The sequence below is a fragment of the Blautia sp. AM29-29 genome, from assembly GCF_003480555.1.
Lineage (GTDB): Bacteria > Bacillota > Clostridia > Lachnospirales > Lachnospiraceae > Fusicatenibacter > Fusicatenibacter saccharivorans.
Genome location: NZ_QUJD01000001.1, coordinates 49,902 through 65,035, shown reverse-complemented (window position 1 = coordinate 65,035; position 15,134 = coordinate 49,902). Strand labels below are relative to the sequence as shown.

13 protein-coding genes are annotated in these 15,134 nt (G+C 48.6%); 12 read left to right on the top strand and 1 reads right to left on the bottom strand.

What is annotated here, in order from left to right:
• Positions 1 to 102: 102 nt before the first annotated feature.
• The 11 genes from DW769_RS00310 to DW769_RS00260 all read left to right on the top strand — a co-directional run bounded on the left by DW769_RS00310 (position 103) and on the right by DW769_RS00260 (position 13,172).
• The gene (locus DW769_RS00310) at positions 103 to 1,326 is read left to right on the top strand and encodes a 6-phosphofructokinase (RefSeq protein ID WP_055226388.1); all 1,224 of its coding nucleotides are present in this window, start codon (positions 103 to 105) and stop codon (positions 1,324 to 1,326) included.
• A 270-nt stretch (positions 1,327 to 1,596) separates the two neighbouring features.
• Entirely contained in the window at positions 1,597 to 3,030 is a 1,434-nt protein-coding gene (locus DW769_RS00305; protein ID WP_022462330.1) for an acyl-CoA carboxylase subunit beta, read from the top strand.
• A 15-nt stretch (positions 3,031 to 3,045) separates the two neighbouring features.
• A complete protein-coding gene (locus DW769_RS00300; RefSeq protein WP_117509005.1) occupies positions 3,046 to 3,819 on the top strand; it encodes an OadG family protein in 774 nt (257 codons plus the stop codon).
• Between the two features lie 14 nt (positions 3,820 to 3,833).
• Positions 3,834 to 4,211 (top strand): biotin/lipoyl-containing protein, encoded by a 378-nt coding sequence (locus DW769_RS00295; RefSeq protein ID WP_118749836.1) that lies wholly within the window; start codon positions 3,834 to 3,836, stop codon positions 4,209 to 4,211.
• 33 nt (positions 4,212 to 4,244) lie between these two features.
• Positions 4,245 to 5,396 (top strand): sodium ion-translocating decarboxylase subunit beta, encoded by a 1,152-nt coding sequence (locus DW769_RS00290; protein ID WP_055226382.1) that lies wholly within the window; start codon positions 4,245 to 4,247, stop codon positions 5,394 to 5,396.
• Between the two features lie 49 nt (positions 5,397 to 5,445).
• Complete coding sequence (locus DW769_RS00285; protein ID WP_117804070.1) at positions 5,446 to 6,855, top strand: oxaloacetate decarboxylase subunit alpha; 1,410 nt, start codon at positions 5,446 to 5,448, stop codon at positions 6,853 to 6,855.
• Positions 6,856 to 7,085: 230 nt separating this feature from the next.
• Positions 7,086 to 8,060, top strand: a complete 975-nt coding sequence (locus DW769_RS00280) for a MurR/RpiR family transcriptional regulator (protein ID WP_117509159.1) — start codon at positions 7,086 to 7,088, stop codon at positions 8,058 to 8,060.
• Complete coding sequence (locus DW769_RS00275; protein WP_117509003.1) at positions 8,057 to 9,304, top strand: NAD(P)/FAD-dependent oxidoreductase; 1,248 nt, start codon at positions 8,057 to 8,059, stop codon at positions 9,302 to 9,304. The genes DW769_RS00280 and DW769_RS00275 overlap by 4 nt, the downstream gene beginning before the upstream one ends.
• Before the next feature lie 44 nt (positions 9,305 to 9,348).
• Positions 9,349 to 10,014, top strand: coding sequence for a (d)CMP kinase (gene cmk, locus DW769_RS00270; RefSeq protein WP_022462337.1), 666 nt, complete (start codon positions 9,349 to 9,351; stop codon positions 10,012 to 10,014).
• Between the two features lie 32 nt (positions 10,015 to 10,046).
• Positions 10,047 to 11,948: a bifunctional 4-hydroxy-3-methylbut-2-enyl diphosphate reductase/30S ribosomal protein S1 gene (locus DW769_RS00265; protein WP_117509002.1), complete on the top strand. Its 1,902-nt coding sequence runs from the start codon at positions 10,047 to 10,049 to the stop codon at positions 11,946 to 11,948.
• 147 nt (positions 11,949 to 12,095) lie between these two features.
• Complete coding sequence (locus DW769_RS00260; protein ID WP_117801018.1) at positions 12,096 to 13,172, top strand: putative ABC transporter permease; 1,077 nt, start codon at positions 12,096 to 12,098, stop codon at positions 13,170 to 13,172.
• Between the two features lie 64 nt (positions 13,173 to 13,236).
• Here the strand turns inward: DW769_RS00260 and DW769_RS00255 are convergent, their stop codons facing one another.
• Positions 13,237 to 14,325 (bottom strand): ribonuclease H-like domain-containing protein, encoded by a 1,089-nt coding sequence (locus DW769_RS00255; RefSeq protein ID WP_118749835.1) that lies wholly within the window; start codon positions 14,323 to 14,325, stop codon positions 13,237 to 13,239.
• A gap of 172 nt (positions 14,326 to 14,497) precedes the next feature.
• Here DW769_RS00255 and ruvA point away from each other — a divergent pair, with 172 nt between their 5' ends.
• On the top strand, positions 14,498 to 15,112 hold the full coding sequence (ruvA, locus tag DW769_RS00250) for a Holliday junction branch migration protein RuvA (protein ID WP_117508999.1): 615 nt from the start codon (positions 14,498 to 14,500) through the stop codon (positions 15,110 to 15,112).
• Positions 15,113 to 15,134: the final 22 nt, after the last annotated feature.

The window sequence follows — 15,134 nt, the reverse complement described above, 5'->3', positions numbered from 1 at the left end:
GGGTGTACGGAAGAAAAAAAATATGGTACGCTATAGGACGAAGCGAAAGTGATTTCGTGAAAAACTTTTAGAAAGTAGTGGGAATAGATGGAGGAAAATCATATGCGAAATCTGTTAGTAGCGCAGTCTGGCGGACCGACCGCGGCGATCAATGCAACGGTGGCAGGAGTTGTTTCCTGTGCTGTACTGTCCGGAAAAGTAGATCATATTTATGGTGCGGTAAATGGAATTGAAGGCGTGCTTGCAGAAAAATTTCTTGATCTTGGAAAAAAACTGGATTCAGCAGAAAAAATCTCTCTTCTGATGCAGACCCCGGCAGCAGCGCTTGGCTCCTGTCGTTATAAACTGGGCGATCCGGAAGAAAACAAGGAGGATTTTGAAGAAATACTTCAAATTTTTCGCAGACATGAGATCCGTTATTTTATTTATATCGGCGGAAATGATTCGATGGATACCGTAGACAAGATGTCAAAGTACTGCAAAGAAAACGGTGTGGACGATGTGTTTGTTGTCGGGGCGCCAAAGACGATTGACAATGATCTTGTCGAAACGGATCACTGCCCGGGCTTTGGATCTGCGGCAAAATATCTGGCAGCAACCTTTGCAGAGCTGGAGAGAGACTGCCATGTATATGAAAAGAAGGCTGTGACCATCGTGGAGGTCATGGGAAGAAACGCAGGATGGCTGACGGCAGCGTCTGCACTGTCCCGTGTCAACGGCGGAGAAGGGCCGAGCCTGATCTATCTTTGCGAGCCGGTCTTTGACACCGAACAGTTTTTAAAGGATGTGCAGGAAAAACTGGAACAGAAGGACAGTGTTCTGGTTGCAATCAGCGAGGGCATCCATGACAGCGAGGGCCGCTATGTTTCTGAGCAGGTGCAGAGCGATGCACAGGATCAGTTTGGGCACAGCTACATTGCAGGTTCTGCAAAAGTACTCGAAGAGCTGGTGCGTGACCGTATCGGCTGTAAGGTAAGATCGATTGAACTGAACCTGATGCAGCGGTGCGCGGCTCATCTTGCGAGTGCGACTGATCTTGAGGAGTCCCGTATGCTCGGCATGAAAGCCTGCCAGTGTGCACTGGAAAAACAGGGAGGACAGATGGCATCGATCCGAAGAATCTCCGCGGATCCTTACCGCGTGGAGTATACCTCCGTTCCGGTATCGGAAGTGGCAAATAAAGAAAAGAAAGTGCCGCTTTCCTGGATTACAGAAGATGGTCATGATGTGACCGAGGAGATGATGGCGTATCTTCGTCCGCTGATTCTTGGCGAACCGGCGATGCAGTATGAGAATGGAATTCCGGTTCACATTGAACTATATTAAACCGAAGGAAAAACGTGTAAGAAAAGCCGCCGCCGGGCGGCTTTTTTGTACGATGCGGAAAGAAAACAGGACTTTTTGAAAAAGGAAAGGCCGGGAAAAATCAAGTTTGACCTTCCATTTATAATAGGAAAAATCTGAAATTTTTCTGTCTATTTTCTGTCAAAAAGGTGAGAAAAAGTATTGAAAAAAAACGAAAAAACAGATATGATAGACTTGTATAAAATTTGTTTAAAATTTTATAATGAAAATAGAAAGATGGAGGTTTGAAGAATGAGTAACACAGCACAAAGTTTAGCGAGCACAAGAATCGCCTCTTTGCTGGATGAAAACAGCTTTGTGGAAATCGGCGGACAGGTTACTGCCAGAAGCACAGATTTCAACATGGCCGGCATGGAGACACCATCCGATGGTGTAATTACTGGTTACGGTGTGATCAACGGCAGCCTGGTATACGTATACAGCCAGGATGCGTCTGTGATGGGCGGTACCATCGGCGAAATGCATGCAAAAAAAATCGCGAGACTGTATGAGTTTGCACAGAAAACAGGTGCTCCGGTCATCGGACTGGTAGACTGTGCCGGTATGCGTCTGCAGGAGGCAACTGATGCTCTGAACGGTTTCGGCGAAATCTATATGGCGCAGGCAATGGCATCCGGCGTGATTCCACAGATCACAGCAGTATTTGGTACCTGCGGCGGCGGTATGGCACTCATCCCGGCTATGACAGACTTCACGTTCATGGAGTCTAAAAACGGAAAACTTTTCGTAAACTCCCCGAACGCACTGGACGGAAACCACGTATCCAAATGTGATACCGCATCCGCAGATTTCCAGGGCGAAGAAGCAGGTCTTGTTGACTTTGCTGGAACCGAGGAAGAAATCCTCGGACAGATCAGAAACCTGGTATCTATGCTTCCGGCAAACAACGAGGACGAAGCATACACCGAGTGCGAGGATGATCTGAACCGTGCATGTGCAGACCTTGCAAACTGCGCAGGCGATACCGGAATCCTTCTTTCCCAGCTCAGCGACAACGGCATCTATTTTGAGACCAAAGCCGCTTACGGAAAAGATGTTGTAACCGCATTCATCCAGTTAAACGGAGCAACCGTAGGAGCAGTTGCAAACCGCTCTGAAATCTACGGCGAGGACGGAACTGTAAAAGAGAAAATGGATGGAACCTTAAGCGCAAGAGGAGCCAAAAAAGCAGCAGATTTCGTAAACTTCTGCGATGCTTTCTGCATCCCGGTACTTACCATCACAAACGTAACCGGATTCAAGGCAACCAAATGCTCTGAGAGAACCATGGCTAAGAACGCAGCAGCCCTGACCGCAGCTTTCGCAAACGCAACCGTTCCGAAAGTAAACGTTGTTGTCGGCAAAGCATACGGAAGCGCATACGTTGTCATGAACAGCAAATCCATCGGAGCAGACATGGTATTTGCATGGCCGAACGCAGAAATCGGAATGATGGATGCAAAATCTGCAGCAAAGATCATGTACGAAGGATCTGACGCTGCTACCATCAACGAGAAAGCAGCTGAATATGCAACCCTTCAGAACAATGTAACTTCCGCAGCCAGAAGAGGCTATGTGGACACCATCATCGAGCCGGAAGACACCAGAAAATATGTTATCGGCGCATTCGAGATGCTGTATACCAAGAGAGAAGACAGACCGGACAGAAAACACGGAACAGTCTAAGGAAGGTGGCATACGATGAGAAAGAACTGGAAAAAATTAGTAAGTCTCGTCCTTACCGCAGCCTGCACCATGGTTGTGACCGTAGCTCCTGTTTTTGCGGATGCGGCATCTACACCGGCTTATTCACCGGTTGAGGCATCTACGGTAGATTCTCTGCTCTCCTCCAGTGTTCAGTGGGTAGGACAGAGCCTGATGACCTACAGCGATGACGATCTTGCCAATATGGAAGCTTCCGACCAGCAGTTCTATGCAAGAGCAGCTGAGGCATGGGAAGAGGCAAAGGCTGACCTCGGAGAGGTAAAAAGCCTGGAAGACGGTACTCTCGAAGTAGACGGAGATTTTGTAACCTGCACAATTCCGGGTGAATTTGAAAAAAATCCTGGTATTGTCCGCGTATTCTGGAACATCAGCACCGGAACACCAGTTCCGACCGACCTCACCATCACCGTTGAGGAGTCAAAGGGCGTTCTGATCGGCCAGGCCGGCATGAACACCATCATCGGAATCGGTACCGTATTTGTTATGCTGATTTTCCTGATTTTCGTTATTTCTTCGTTTGATTACATTTTGGGAGACAAGAAGAAGAAAAAAGCACCGGCAGCACCTGTACAGGAAGCACCGAAGGCTGTCGCAGCACCGGTTGTTGAAGAGACAGCACCGCAAGCAGACGATATGGAGCTGCAGGCTGTTATTACAGCTGCAATCGCCATGTATGAAGAAGATATGGCTTCTGCATCCGGAGATGCTTATGTTGCACGTCCGATCCGCAGAAAAGGCAAAAGAGCTTAAGGAGGAAATTTTCAATGAAAAACTACACCATTACCGTAAACGGAAATGTATATAACGTAACTGTAGAAGAAGGAACCACAGCAGGCGCAGCTCCAGTTGTCAGCGCAACAAAAGCAGCTCCGGCACCAAAAGCAGCACCGGCAGCACCGAAAGCAGCAGCTCCGGCAGGCGCAGCAGGCAGCGTAGAGGTTACTGCTTCTGTACCTGGTAAAATCTGCAAAATCGAAGCAGCAGCAGGCACCGCTGTAAAAGCAGGAGATGCTGTTCTTGTACTGGAAGCCATGAAGATGGAAATCCCGGTTGTAGCACCGCAGGATGGCACAGTAGCAACCATCAATGTAGCAGTAGGCGATGCAGTAGAATCCGGTGACGTTCTTGCAACCATGAACTAATGCCCGTTGTAAGAAAAAACCGGAGGTGAAAAAATGATTACTGAAACTTTAAACAACCTGCTTCACCAGACGGCGTTTTTTAATCTGGACTGGGGCAATTACGTTATGATCGCAGTGGCTTGCTTCTTCTTGTATCTTGCGATTAAGCATGAATTTGAGCCGTTGCTTCTTGTACCGATCGCATTCGGTATGCTGCTTGTAAACATTTACCCGGACATCATGGCTGAGCCTTATACCGACGTACAGGGTCTTGAGCATGCGGGCGGTCTGTTCTACTATTTCTTTACTCTGGACGAGTGGAGTATCCTCCCATCCCTGATCTTCATGGGTGTAGGTGCGATGACAGACTTCGGTCCGCTGATTGCAAACCCGATCAGCTTCATCATGGGAGCTGCAGCACAGCTTGGTATCTATCTGGCGTACTTTTTCGCTATTTTCATGGGATTCAATGGAAGAGAGGCAGCAGCTATCTCCATCATCGGCGGTGCCGACGGCCCGACTTCTATCTTCCTTCTGAACAAGCTCGGACAGCAGCACCTGATGGGACCGATCGCAGTAGCAGCATATTCCTATATGTCACTTGTGCCGATCATCCAGCCGCCGGTCATGAAGCTTCTGACTACAGAAAAAGAGCGTAAAATCAAAATGGAGCAGCTTCGCTCCGTATCCAAACTTGAGAAGATTCTGTTCCCGATTGTCATTACAATCGTTGTCTGCATGATTCTTCCGTCTACCGCTCCGCTGGTAGGTATGCTGATGCTTGGTAACCTGTTCCGCGAGTGCGGCGTTGTAAAACAGCTTCAGGAGACAGCTTCCAACGCCATGATGTACATCGTTGTTATCCTTCTTGGTACTTCCGTTGGTGCATCCACAAGTGCGGAGGCATTCTTAAATGTCAGCACTTTAAAGATCGTTGCACTGGGTCTGATCGCATTCGTATTTGGTACTGCAGGCGGTGTCCTGTTAGGAAAAATACTGTGCAAGGCAACACATGGAAGAATCAACCCGTTGATTGGTTCTGCAGGTGTATCTGCGGTTCCGATGGCAGCCCGTGTATCCCAGAAGGTTGGCGCTGAGGCAGATCCGACGAACTTCCTGCTGATGCATGCGATGGGACCGAACGTAGCCGGTGTTATCGGTACAGCAGTAGCGGCCGGTACCTTCATGGCGATCTTTGGTGTATAACTTCTTAAGACAAACAAAAGTGAAAAACACTTCATTTAGGAGGATAGAAATGGCAGTAGAAAAGAAACCTGTCAAGATTATGGAAACTGTTCTGCGTGATGCACATCAGTCCCTGATCGCGACAAGAATGACAACAGAACAGATGCTTCCGATCATTGATAAAATGGATAAAATCGGATATCACGCAGTAGAGTGCTGGGGTGGCGCAACCTTTGATGCTTCCTTACGTTTCCTGCATGAAGATCCATGGATGAGACTGAGAAAACTTCGTGACGGATTTAAAAACACGAAACTGCAGATGCTGTTCCGCGGACAGAATATCCTGGGATATCGTCCGTACGCAGACGACGTAGTAGAGTATTTCGTACAGAAATCCATCGCAAACGGAATCGACATCATCCGTATTTTTGACTGTATGAACGATCTGCGCAACCTGCAGACCGCTGTCAGCGCAGCAAACAAAGAAAAAGGCCACGCACAGGTAGCACTTTCCTATACTTTAGGAGATGCTTACACCCTGGATTACTGGACCACCATGGCAAAGAGAATCGAAGAGATGGGTGCAGATTCCATCTGTATTAAAGATATGGCAGGCCTGCTCGTTCCGTACAAGGCAACTGAGCTGGTAACCGCGCTGAAAGAAGCAACCGATCTTCCGATTCAGCTGCACACCCACTATACTTCCGGTGTTGCATCCATGACGTACCTGAAAGCAGTAGAGGCTGGTGTTGATATCATCGATACCGCAATGTCTCCATTCGCTATGGGTACTTCACAGCCGGCAACTGAGGTTATGGTTGAAACCTTCAAAGGCACTCCATACGATACTGGTCTGGATCAGAACAAACTGGCTGAGATCGCAGATTACTTCCGTCCGATGAGAGACGAAGCGCTCGATACAGGCCTCTTAAATCCGAAAAACCTTGGCGTAAATATCAAGACTCTTCTGTATCAGGTACCGGGCGGTATGCTCTCCAACCTGACAAGCCAGTTAAAAGAGCAGCACGCAGAGGACAAATACTACGATGTACTCGAAGAAGTACCGCGCGTAAGAAAAGACCTCGGCGAGTGCCCGCTGGTTACTCCGTCTTCCCAGATCGTTGGTACCCAGGCTGTATTCAATGTCCTGATGGGCGAGCGTTACAAGATGGTAACGAAAGAGACAAAAGACGTTCTTGCCGGAAAATACGGTGCAACTGTAAAACCGTTCAATCCGGAAGTACAGAAGAAATGCATCGGCGATACCGAGCCGATCACCTGCCGCTACGCAGACCTGCTTGAGCCGGAGCTTCCGAAACTGGAGAAAGAGATCGAGCAGTGGAAACAGCAGGATGAGGATGTATTAACCTACGCTCTGTTCCCGCAGGTAGCTGTAGACTTCTTCAAATATCGTGAAGCGCAGCAGACAAAAGTAGATCCGGCAGCCGCTGACAAAAAAGACGGCGCATATCCGGTCTAAATAAAATCTGAGTAAAAAAATCAGCCGGTGTTCTGTGTTCCCTGTAAAAAGGGAATGCAGAACACCGGCTTTCCTTTTCAGCTTTTCAGCCATTGCGTCAGTAATTTATTCGTGTTATAATTCAAAAGATCGAGGTGTGTCCGAAAAAGAATCAGGATGCCCCCAAAAGAAAAAATGTGGATGCCGAACGGCATTTGCAGATCGGAAAAACAAATCAGGAAGAAAATAACATGAAAAAAGAAAAAGAACAGTCTTCTTCAGAAGAGCAGAAGGCAGCGAACGAGAATCTCCTCATTCGTCTGAATCAAAATTACGGAAAGTTGAGCAAAGGACAGAAGAGGCTGGCAGATTTTATTACGGCACATTATGACCAGGCCGTATCGATGACGGCAGCGCGCCTGGGACAGCAGGTCGGCGTCAGCGAATCGACAACGGTTCGCTTTGCGATGCAGCTTGGCTACGCGGGATATCCGGAGTTCCAGCGCGCACTGGAGGAGATGGTGATGAATCGTCTGAATTCAGTGCAGCGGATGCAGTTTACGTATGGCCGCGTGCCGCAGGGAGAAATTCTGGAGACCGTCCTGCAGTCGGATATTGAAAAAATCAAGATGACGCTGGAAGAAGTGGACCGGAGCGCCTTTGAGCGCGCTGCGGATACGATTCTTTCTGCGCGGACAATTTACATTGTCGGCATTCGGAGCTGCGCGCCGCTTGCGAGCTTTCTGGCGTTCTATTTCCATATGATTTTCCCGGATGTGCGCCAGGTACAGACAAACAGTTCCAGCGAGATTTTCGAGCAGATGATCCGCATCACGGAGGATGATGTGGTGATCGGCATCAGCTTCCCGCGGTATTCGATGCGTACGATGAAGGCACTGGAATTTGCGAACAGTCGCAAAGCGAAGGTGATTACGATCACAGACAGTGTGCATTCACCGATGAATGTTTATGCAGCCTGTACGCTGATTGCCAAGAGCGATATGGCATCGATCGTTGATTCTCTGGTGGCCCCTTTGAGTGTAATCAATGCGCTTGTCGTGGCGCTCTGCATGAAACGCCAGGCGGATGTGAAAAAGACACTTGAGAGCATGGAAAAACTGTGGGATGAGTACCAGGTTTACAGCAACGATGAAATCAACGGGCTGGACGATGCACGTCCCATGGGCGGAAAAAAGGCAGCTCTGCCGGTAAAGGAGAAAGCATGAGAAAAGCAGCAGTAATCGGCGGAGGCGCCGCCGGAATGATGACCGCCGTGCTTGCCGCCGGCGAAAAGACAGAGATTCATCTCTATGAAAAAAATGAAAAGCTGGGAAAGAAGCTGTTTATCACAGGAAAGGGCCGCTGCAATGTGACAAACGACTGCCCGACAGAAGAGTTCTTCACGAATGTGGTGACAAACCCGAAATTTCTGTACAGCTCCGCCTACAGCTTTGACAGCGCCCAGGTGCAGGAGTTTTTCGAAGCGGCAGGTGTCCGCTTAAAAGTGGAGCGCGGAAACCGTGTCTTCCCGGAGTCAGATCACTCCTCGGATATTATCCGCGCGCTGGAGACGGAACTGAAACGGAAAAATGTGCAGGTGCATAAGAATACAAAAGTAAAAGAGCTTCTTTTCGAAGGAGACCGCGTGAAAGGAATCCGCCTGGAAAACGGGAAAGAGCTTTTTTACAATGATGTCGTTGTCGCAACCGGCGGTATGTCGTACCAGACGACGGGGTCGGATGGAGACGGCTACCGTTTCGCAGAAAAGGCAGGACTTGCCGTCACTCCGCTCCGCCCGGCGCTGGTGCCGCTGGAAACAGAGGAAGCGTACATCCGTGAGCTGCAGGGACTCTCCCTGAAAAATGTGACGATGACGATTAAAAACGGCAAAAAGACGCTGTTCGATGGATTCGGCGAGATGCTGTTTACACATTTCGGAATTTCCGGCCCGCTGGGGCTTTCTGCGAGCTCCTACATCGGAAAAGCACTGGAACAGCAGCCGCTGAAAGGATATCTGAACCTGAAGCCGGCACTCACGGAAGAACAGCTGGATGCGCGGATCCTGCGTGAATTTGAGGAAAACCGGAACAAACAGTTCCGCAACGTGATCAACAGTCTGTTCCCGGCGAAACTGCTTCCGGTGATGCTCTCTCTTGGCGGGATCGACCCGTACAAACAGGTCAATGCCGTATCGAAAGCGGAGCGTCAGCACTTTGAAGAGCTGATCACGCATTTCCCGTTTACAGTAACCGGAACACGGGGTTTCCGTGAAGCAATTATCACACAGGGTGGTGTTTCCGTGAAAGAGATCCGTCCGGGCACGATGGAGGCAAAGAAAAAAGAAGGTCTGTACTTCGTAGGAGAAGTGCTCGATCTCGATGCACTGACCGGCGGCTTCAATCTGCAGATTGCCTGGGCAAGTGCCCACGCTGCAGCCGAAGAGATCCGGGCAAAGGAAGAACAGGAATAAAATATGGATCACAGATTTTAGAATTTTCAGGAGGAAGAGAGAAGATGAGATTTAATCTTGCAATTGACGGACCGGCAGGCGCTGGCAAAAGTACAATCGCAAAACGTGTGGCAAAGGAGCTTTCGTTTGTCTACGTTGATACAGGAGCAATGTACCGTGCCATGGGCATCTATTTTTCAGATCTTGGCATTGCACCGGAAGAGCAGGAAAAAATTGAGGCAGCCTGCAAAGATGTGAAAATTTCCATTTCCTACGAAAACGGAGAGCAGCAGGTTTATTTAAACGGCGTCAATGTCACCGGAAGACTGCGCACCGAGGAGGCTGGAAAGATGGCATCCGCGACAAGCGCCTATCTGGAAGTACGGAAAAAACTCGTGGAGCTGCAGCAGGAGATGGCGGAGAATACGGATCTTGTGATGGACGGCCGCGATATCGGAACTGCCGTTCTGCCGAACGCACCGTTGAAAGTCTATCTGACAGCAAGTGCCCATGTCCGCGCACTGCGCCGCTGGAAAGAGCTGACCGAAAAGGGACAGACAGCCGATCTTGCGAAAATCGAGGAAGATATCAATGAGCGTGATTATCAGGACATGCACAGAGAGCATTCCCCGCTGGTACAGGCAGAAGACGCCGTACTCGTTGACAGCTCTGAAATGACGATCGATGAGGTTGTGGAAAAGATCTTAAGCCTTGCCCGCGAGCGTATGTAAACGCGGCAGAGAAAAGAGGAGAAGAAAAACAGATGGAAGTAACTGTTGCAAAAAGTGCAGGCTTCTGCTTCGGCGTCAAACGGGCGGTCGATACGGTATACCGTGAAATTGAGAGCGGTGAAAAGCCGGTCTACACCTTCGGGCCGATTATTCACAACGAACAGGTTGTGGAGGATCTCGAAAACCGCGGCGTGCAGGTGATCCATTCGGAAGATGAACTAGAGGGGCTTTCTGGCGGAACCGTTGTGATCAGGTCGCATGGCGTGTCGCGGGATGTCTGTGAAAAGATCGAAGCGCGCGGCATGAAGATTGTAGATGCGACGTGCCCGTTTGTCAAGAAGATCCACCGGATTGTGGACGAGGAGGGCAGAAAAGGCCGCCACGTCGTCATCATCGGAAGCGCGGATCATCCGGAGGTACAGGGCATCATGGGATGGGCGAGCGGCCCGGTTACCGTGATGCATACCGCCGAAGAAGCGGAAAGTTTTGTGCCCGAAAATGGAAAACCAATATCTATTGTGGCACAGACGACATTTAATTACAACAAATTTAAAGATTTAGTTGAAATTTTTTTGAAAAAGAGTTATGATAGTACTGTTTTAAAGACTATCTGCAACGCTACCGAGGAAAGACAGACGGAAGCGAGAGCAATTGCCAGGAAGGTTGATGCCATGTTTGTCGTGGGAGGCAGACATAGTTCAAACACGCAAAAGCTGTATGAGATATGTAAAGAAGAATGTAAAAATACTTACTTTATAGAGACACTCGTTGATTTGGAATCTAAGCCTTTTCAATCATTTGGTCGCGTAGGTATTACAGCTGGGGCATCCACCCCGAATAAAATAATTGAGGAGGTTCAAAAAATGTCAGAAATGAGTTTTGAACAAATGCTGGATGAATCATTTAAAACAATCAGAAACGGAGAAGTCGTTGAGGGTACTGTAATCGATGTCAAAGACGATCAGATTATCCTGAATATCGGATACAAAGCCGATGGTATTCTTACCAAAAACGAATATTCCAACGATTCTTCCATCGATCTTCACACCGTTGCACAGCCAGGTGACAAAATGGAAGTCAAAGTTCTGAAAGTAAATGATGGAGAGGGACAGGTCCTTCTTACTTACAAGAGACTTGCTGCTGAAAAAGGCAACAAGAGACTCGAGGAAGCATTCGAGAATCATGAAGTTCTGAAAGCAAAAGTAACACAGGTACTGAACGGAGGATTATCCGTAGTTGTTGAGGAGACCAGAGTATTCATTCCGGCCAGCCTTGTATCTGATGTATATGAAAAAGATCTGTCTAAATATGCAGATCAGGAAATTGAATTCGTTATTACCGAGTTCAACCCGAGAAGAAGACGCATCATCGGTGACCGCAAACAGCTCATCGTTGCTGAGAAGAAGAAACTGCAGGAAGAACTGTTCGCACGCATTGCAGTTGGCGATGTTGTAGAGGGAACTGTTAAGAATGTTACCGATTTCGGCGCATTCATCGATCTGGGCGGAGCTGACGGACTGCTTCACATCTCTGAGATGTCCTGGGGCCGCGTAGAGAACCCGAAAAAAGTATTCAAAGTTGGTGAGACTGTAAAAGTTCTGATCAAAGACATCAACGGCGACAAGATCGCTCTTTCCTTAAAATTCCCGGAAGAGAATCCGTGGCTGAACGCTGCTGACAAATACGCTGTAGGCAACGTAGTAGAAGGCTGTGTTGCCCGTATGACTGACTTTGGTGCATTCGTTGAGCTTGAGCCGGGCGTAGATGCTCTGCTTCATGTTTCCCAGATCTCCAGAGAGCACGTTGAGAAACCGTCTGATGCACTGAAAATCGGACAGGAAATCACTGCAAAAGTAGTTGATTTCAACGAGGAAGACAAAAAAATCTCTCTGAGCATGAAGGCTCTGGAAAACGAAGAGCCAGTAGAAGAGTAAGAATAATTTAACTTGCAGGTGCTGCAGTTGGATGATTAGAATGCCGTAGACAACCGGGTTTCCTGAACAGACAGGAAACCTGTTGCCTGCGGTATTTTCTTATCATCCTGTTTTTGGCACCAGAAAAGAAAAAGGGGATGAAAGTTTATGTGGGAGACGAAGATTCTGGGTGTGGATCTGTACCACGTTCTAGCATGGTTCTGGCTGTACAGCTTCTGCGGATGGATCTGGGAGAGTTCCTATGTATCGATCCGGCAGAAAAAACTGGTCAACCGCGGTTTTGTCAATGGTCCGCTGCTGACACTGTACGGCACCGGCGCTGTTATGGTATACTTGATCCTGCGCCCGTTTGAAGCGAACGTCTGGGCACTGTATTTCGGAGGTGTCATTGTAGCGACGGTTCTGGAATATGTAACCGGCGTGCTGATGGAGACCATTTTTCATGCGCACTGGTGGGACTACAGCAATCAGAAGTTTAATTTTCAGGGAAAGATCTGCCTCAGCAGTTCGATTGCCTGGGGATTCTTTACACTGGGGCTGTTCTATATTCTGCAGCCGATTGCCGTGAAAGTAGTGAATCTTGTTTCGGATACTACAGGAGAGATCATTGTTTCCGTTGTTACCGTCTGCTATCTGGTAGATTTTGGATTTTCCGCAGCCGCAGCATTCCAGCTGGGACAGAAGATGCGCAGTCTGGAGAAAACGTGGGGAGAATTTATGAAATATCTGCAGAAATCCCGCTTTAACCAGCTTGCCGAGGAGATGAATGCGAAAGTACAGCAGTATCGTGCAGAGTATTCCAGAGATAAGATGAAAGAATATCTGGCCGAGAAACGCCAGACACTGTCTGAGGCAATGGAGCAGATGCAGAAGCTGGAGAAGGAGCGGAAAGAAGCCGAGGGAAGAAGAAATCCGCTTTCCGAGTCGAAGAACCGCCTGATGGAGTTCGGAGCAGAGCAGAAGGAACGCCTGACCGAGTTCGGAGCAGAGCAGAAAGAACGGTTTGCGGCACTTGGATTTGATGTGCGCAGCGATAAGATGCCGGATCTTAAAGAGCTGCTGGAGCGCTTTGACCAGATGACAAAACCGCAGCTTCCGACCAACTGGCTGATGCGCCTGACAACGAAACGTTATCTGCGCGCCTATCCGCATCTGCAGGGAACGCATCATGCTTCTCTGAAAAAGGAAGAAAAAAAGGTAGAAGAGAAAGAAGAGAAAAAATAAAGGACTGCTTGGAAAGGACAGTCCCGGAAAAACGGCCGTGCATGCAAAAACGTGTACGGCTGTTTTATTTTCTGGTTTTGCTATCGTCTTTGAAAAAGAGCTGAAGCTCGGAACAGAGATACTCTTTCAGGAGATCTTCCTGCGAAAGAAAGGCATCGGACCACTCAAAATAGTAAGGGCGGCTTTTGAAATCCTCGCGGAAGGCCGGGGTGAAAAACTCTTTCTGCTGCGGAAGAAATGTACCGGTCCGCCGCTGATAGCAGTTGGCAGCCTTTGCTTTCTGACGGTGTTCCGGATCGACAAACGCGCCAACGCTCTTGTGAACAGCCTGATCCTCCAGCGGAAGATAATAGTAATTCTTATAGTCCGGGAAGAAATATTTCAGCTCCGCCGTATGCGTCTGCAGGGAGAGAGAAACCCGTGAACCAAAGGCTGTAAGAGAACCATCCGCGCAGACACGGGAGAGGAAAACCGGAACTTCCCGCTCGGGCTGCAGTGAAACTTCCAGTGTCTGTCCGGTAAAACGACACGACTGGACAGAAAAATCGCCGTGAAACAGGGCAGGAAGCGCGAGCAGTTCCAGAACAGAACCCATGCCGAGGACATCCTCATAATTGTGAAGGAAAAGCAGTTCCAGTTTCTTTTCATCCAGTGTCTGAAGATAGTCGTGGTAAACAGAAATCAACTGTTTTCCGTTAAGTTGATCCTTCCGTGGGAATGAGAGATACTGTTCCACATTTTTCTGTTTCATTGAAGAAAGTCCCAGGATTGACTGAAACGGGCGGAGTGCCTGATAAAGATCCAGGGATGCGATTGACGAAAGCGGATCTTCCATCTGATAAAACAGTGCTTTGTGTGTGAGGTAAGGAAGATCAAATGTCGTTCCATTAAAATGCACCAGCTGCTTCACGTCGGAAAGAAACGTGAAAAAAGAGACAAGCATCTCTTTTTCTTCGGTCGGTCGATCAAGAAACCACTGGCGCAGTGTGAAAGCATCCGCGGCCGGGTCAAAGAACAGCGCACCAATCAGATAGAGATGCGAGGTACGCCAGGAAAGGCCGGTCGTCTCAATATCGAAAAAGACATCGCCGTTTCTCAGATACATCTGAAGATTGGCAGAGAGAGCAGCGGGGGTAGAATCTATGATCTGCATAAGGTTTTTTGTCTCCTTTGAAAAACTTTTTTGAATCTAAAGATATTATAAGACGAAAAAATCTGACATGCAAGAAAGACAGCGACTAATCGTTGCGTGATGAGAAAAGTTCTGCTATAATAGAATGTGCGTTCGCTTTCGAAAAAAGAAAACGGCGCTTTGGAGGAAAAACATGATTGCATTTATCAAAGGAACTGTAGATTCTCTTTCGGAAGGAAAAATGATTCTCGAAAGCCATGGAATCGGCTATGAGCTGAATATTCCAGCGAGTATGTTCGACGCAGGCATCCGGGAGGGAGAAGAGTTAAAGATATATACCCATATGAGTGTGCGGGAAGACGGAATTTCCCTATTCGGCTTTCTGTCCCGTGAAGATCTTGAAATATACCGTATGCTGATCGGCGTAAGCGGCATCGGACCAAAAGCGGCGCTTGCGGTGCTGTCCACGCTTACTGCAGACAATCTGCGCTTTGCCGTCCTCTCGGAAGATGTCCAGGCGATTGCCAAAACACCGGGCATCGGAAAGAAGACCGCGCAGAAGCTGATTCTGGAATTAAAAGACAAATTCGACCTGCAGGAAGCGTTCGAGCAGAAGCTGGCAGGAAATCAGGCGGCTGCGGCGGTACGGCAGACAGGCGAACCGGATGCCTTCCAGGATGCGGTACAGGCGCTGACTGCGCTTGGCTACTCCGGAACGGAAGCACTGCAGGCAGTAAAGAAAGTCGAAATCACCGAAGGCATGGACAGCGAGGCTGTGCTGAAAGCGGCATTGAAGCATATGTTTTAGCAGATGGTCCTAAATTGTGGAA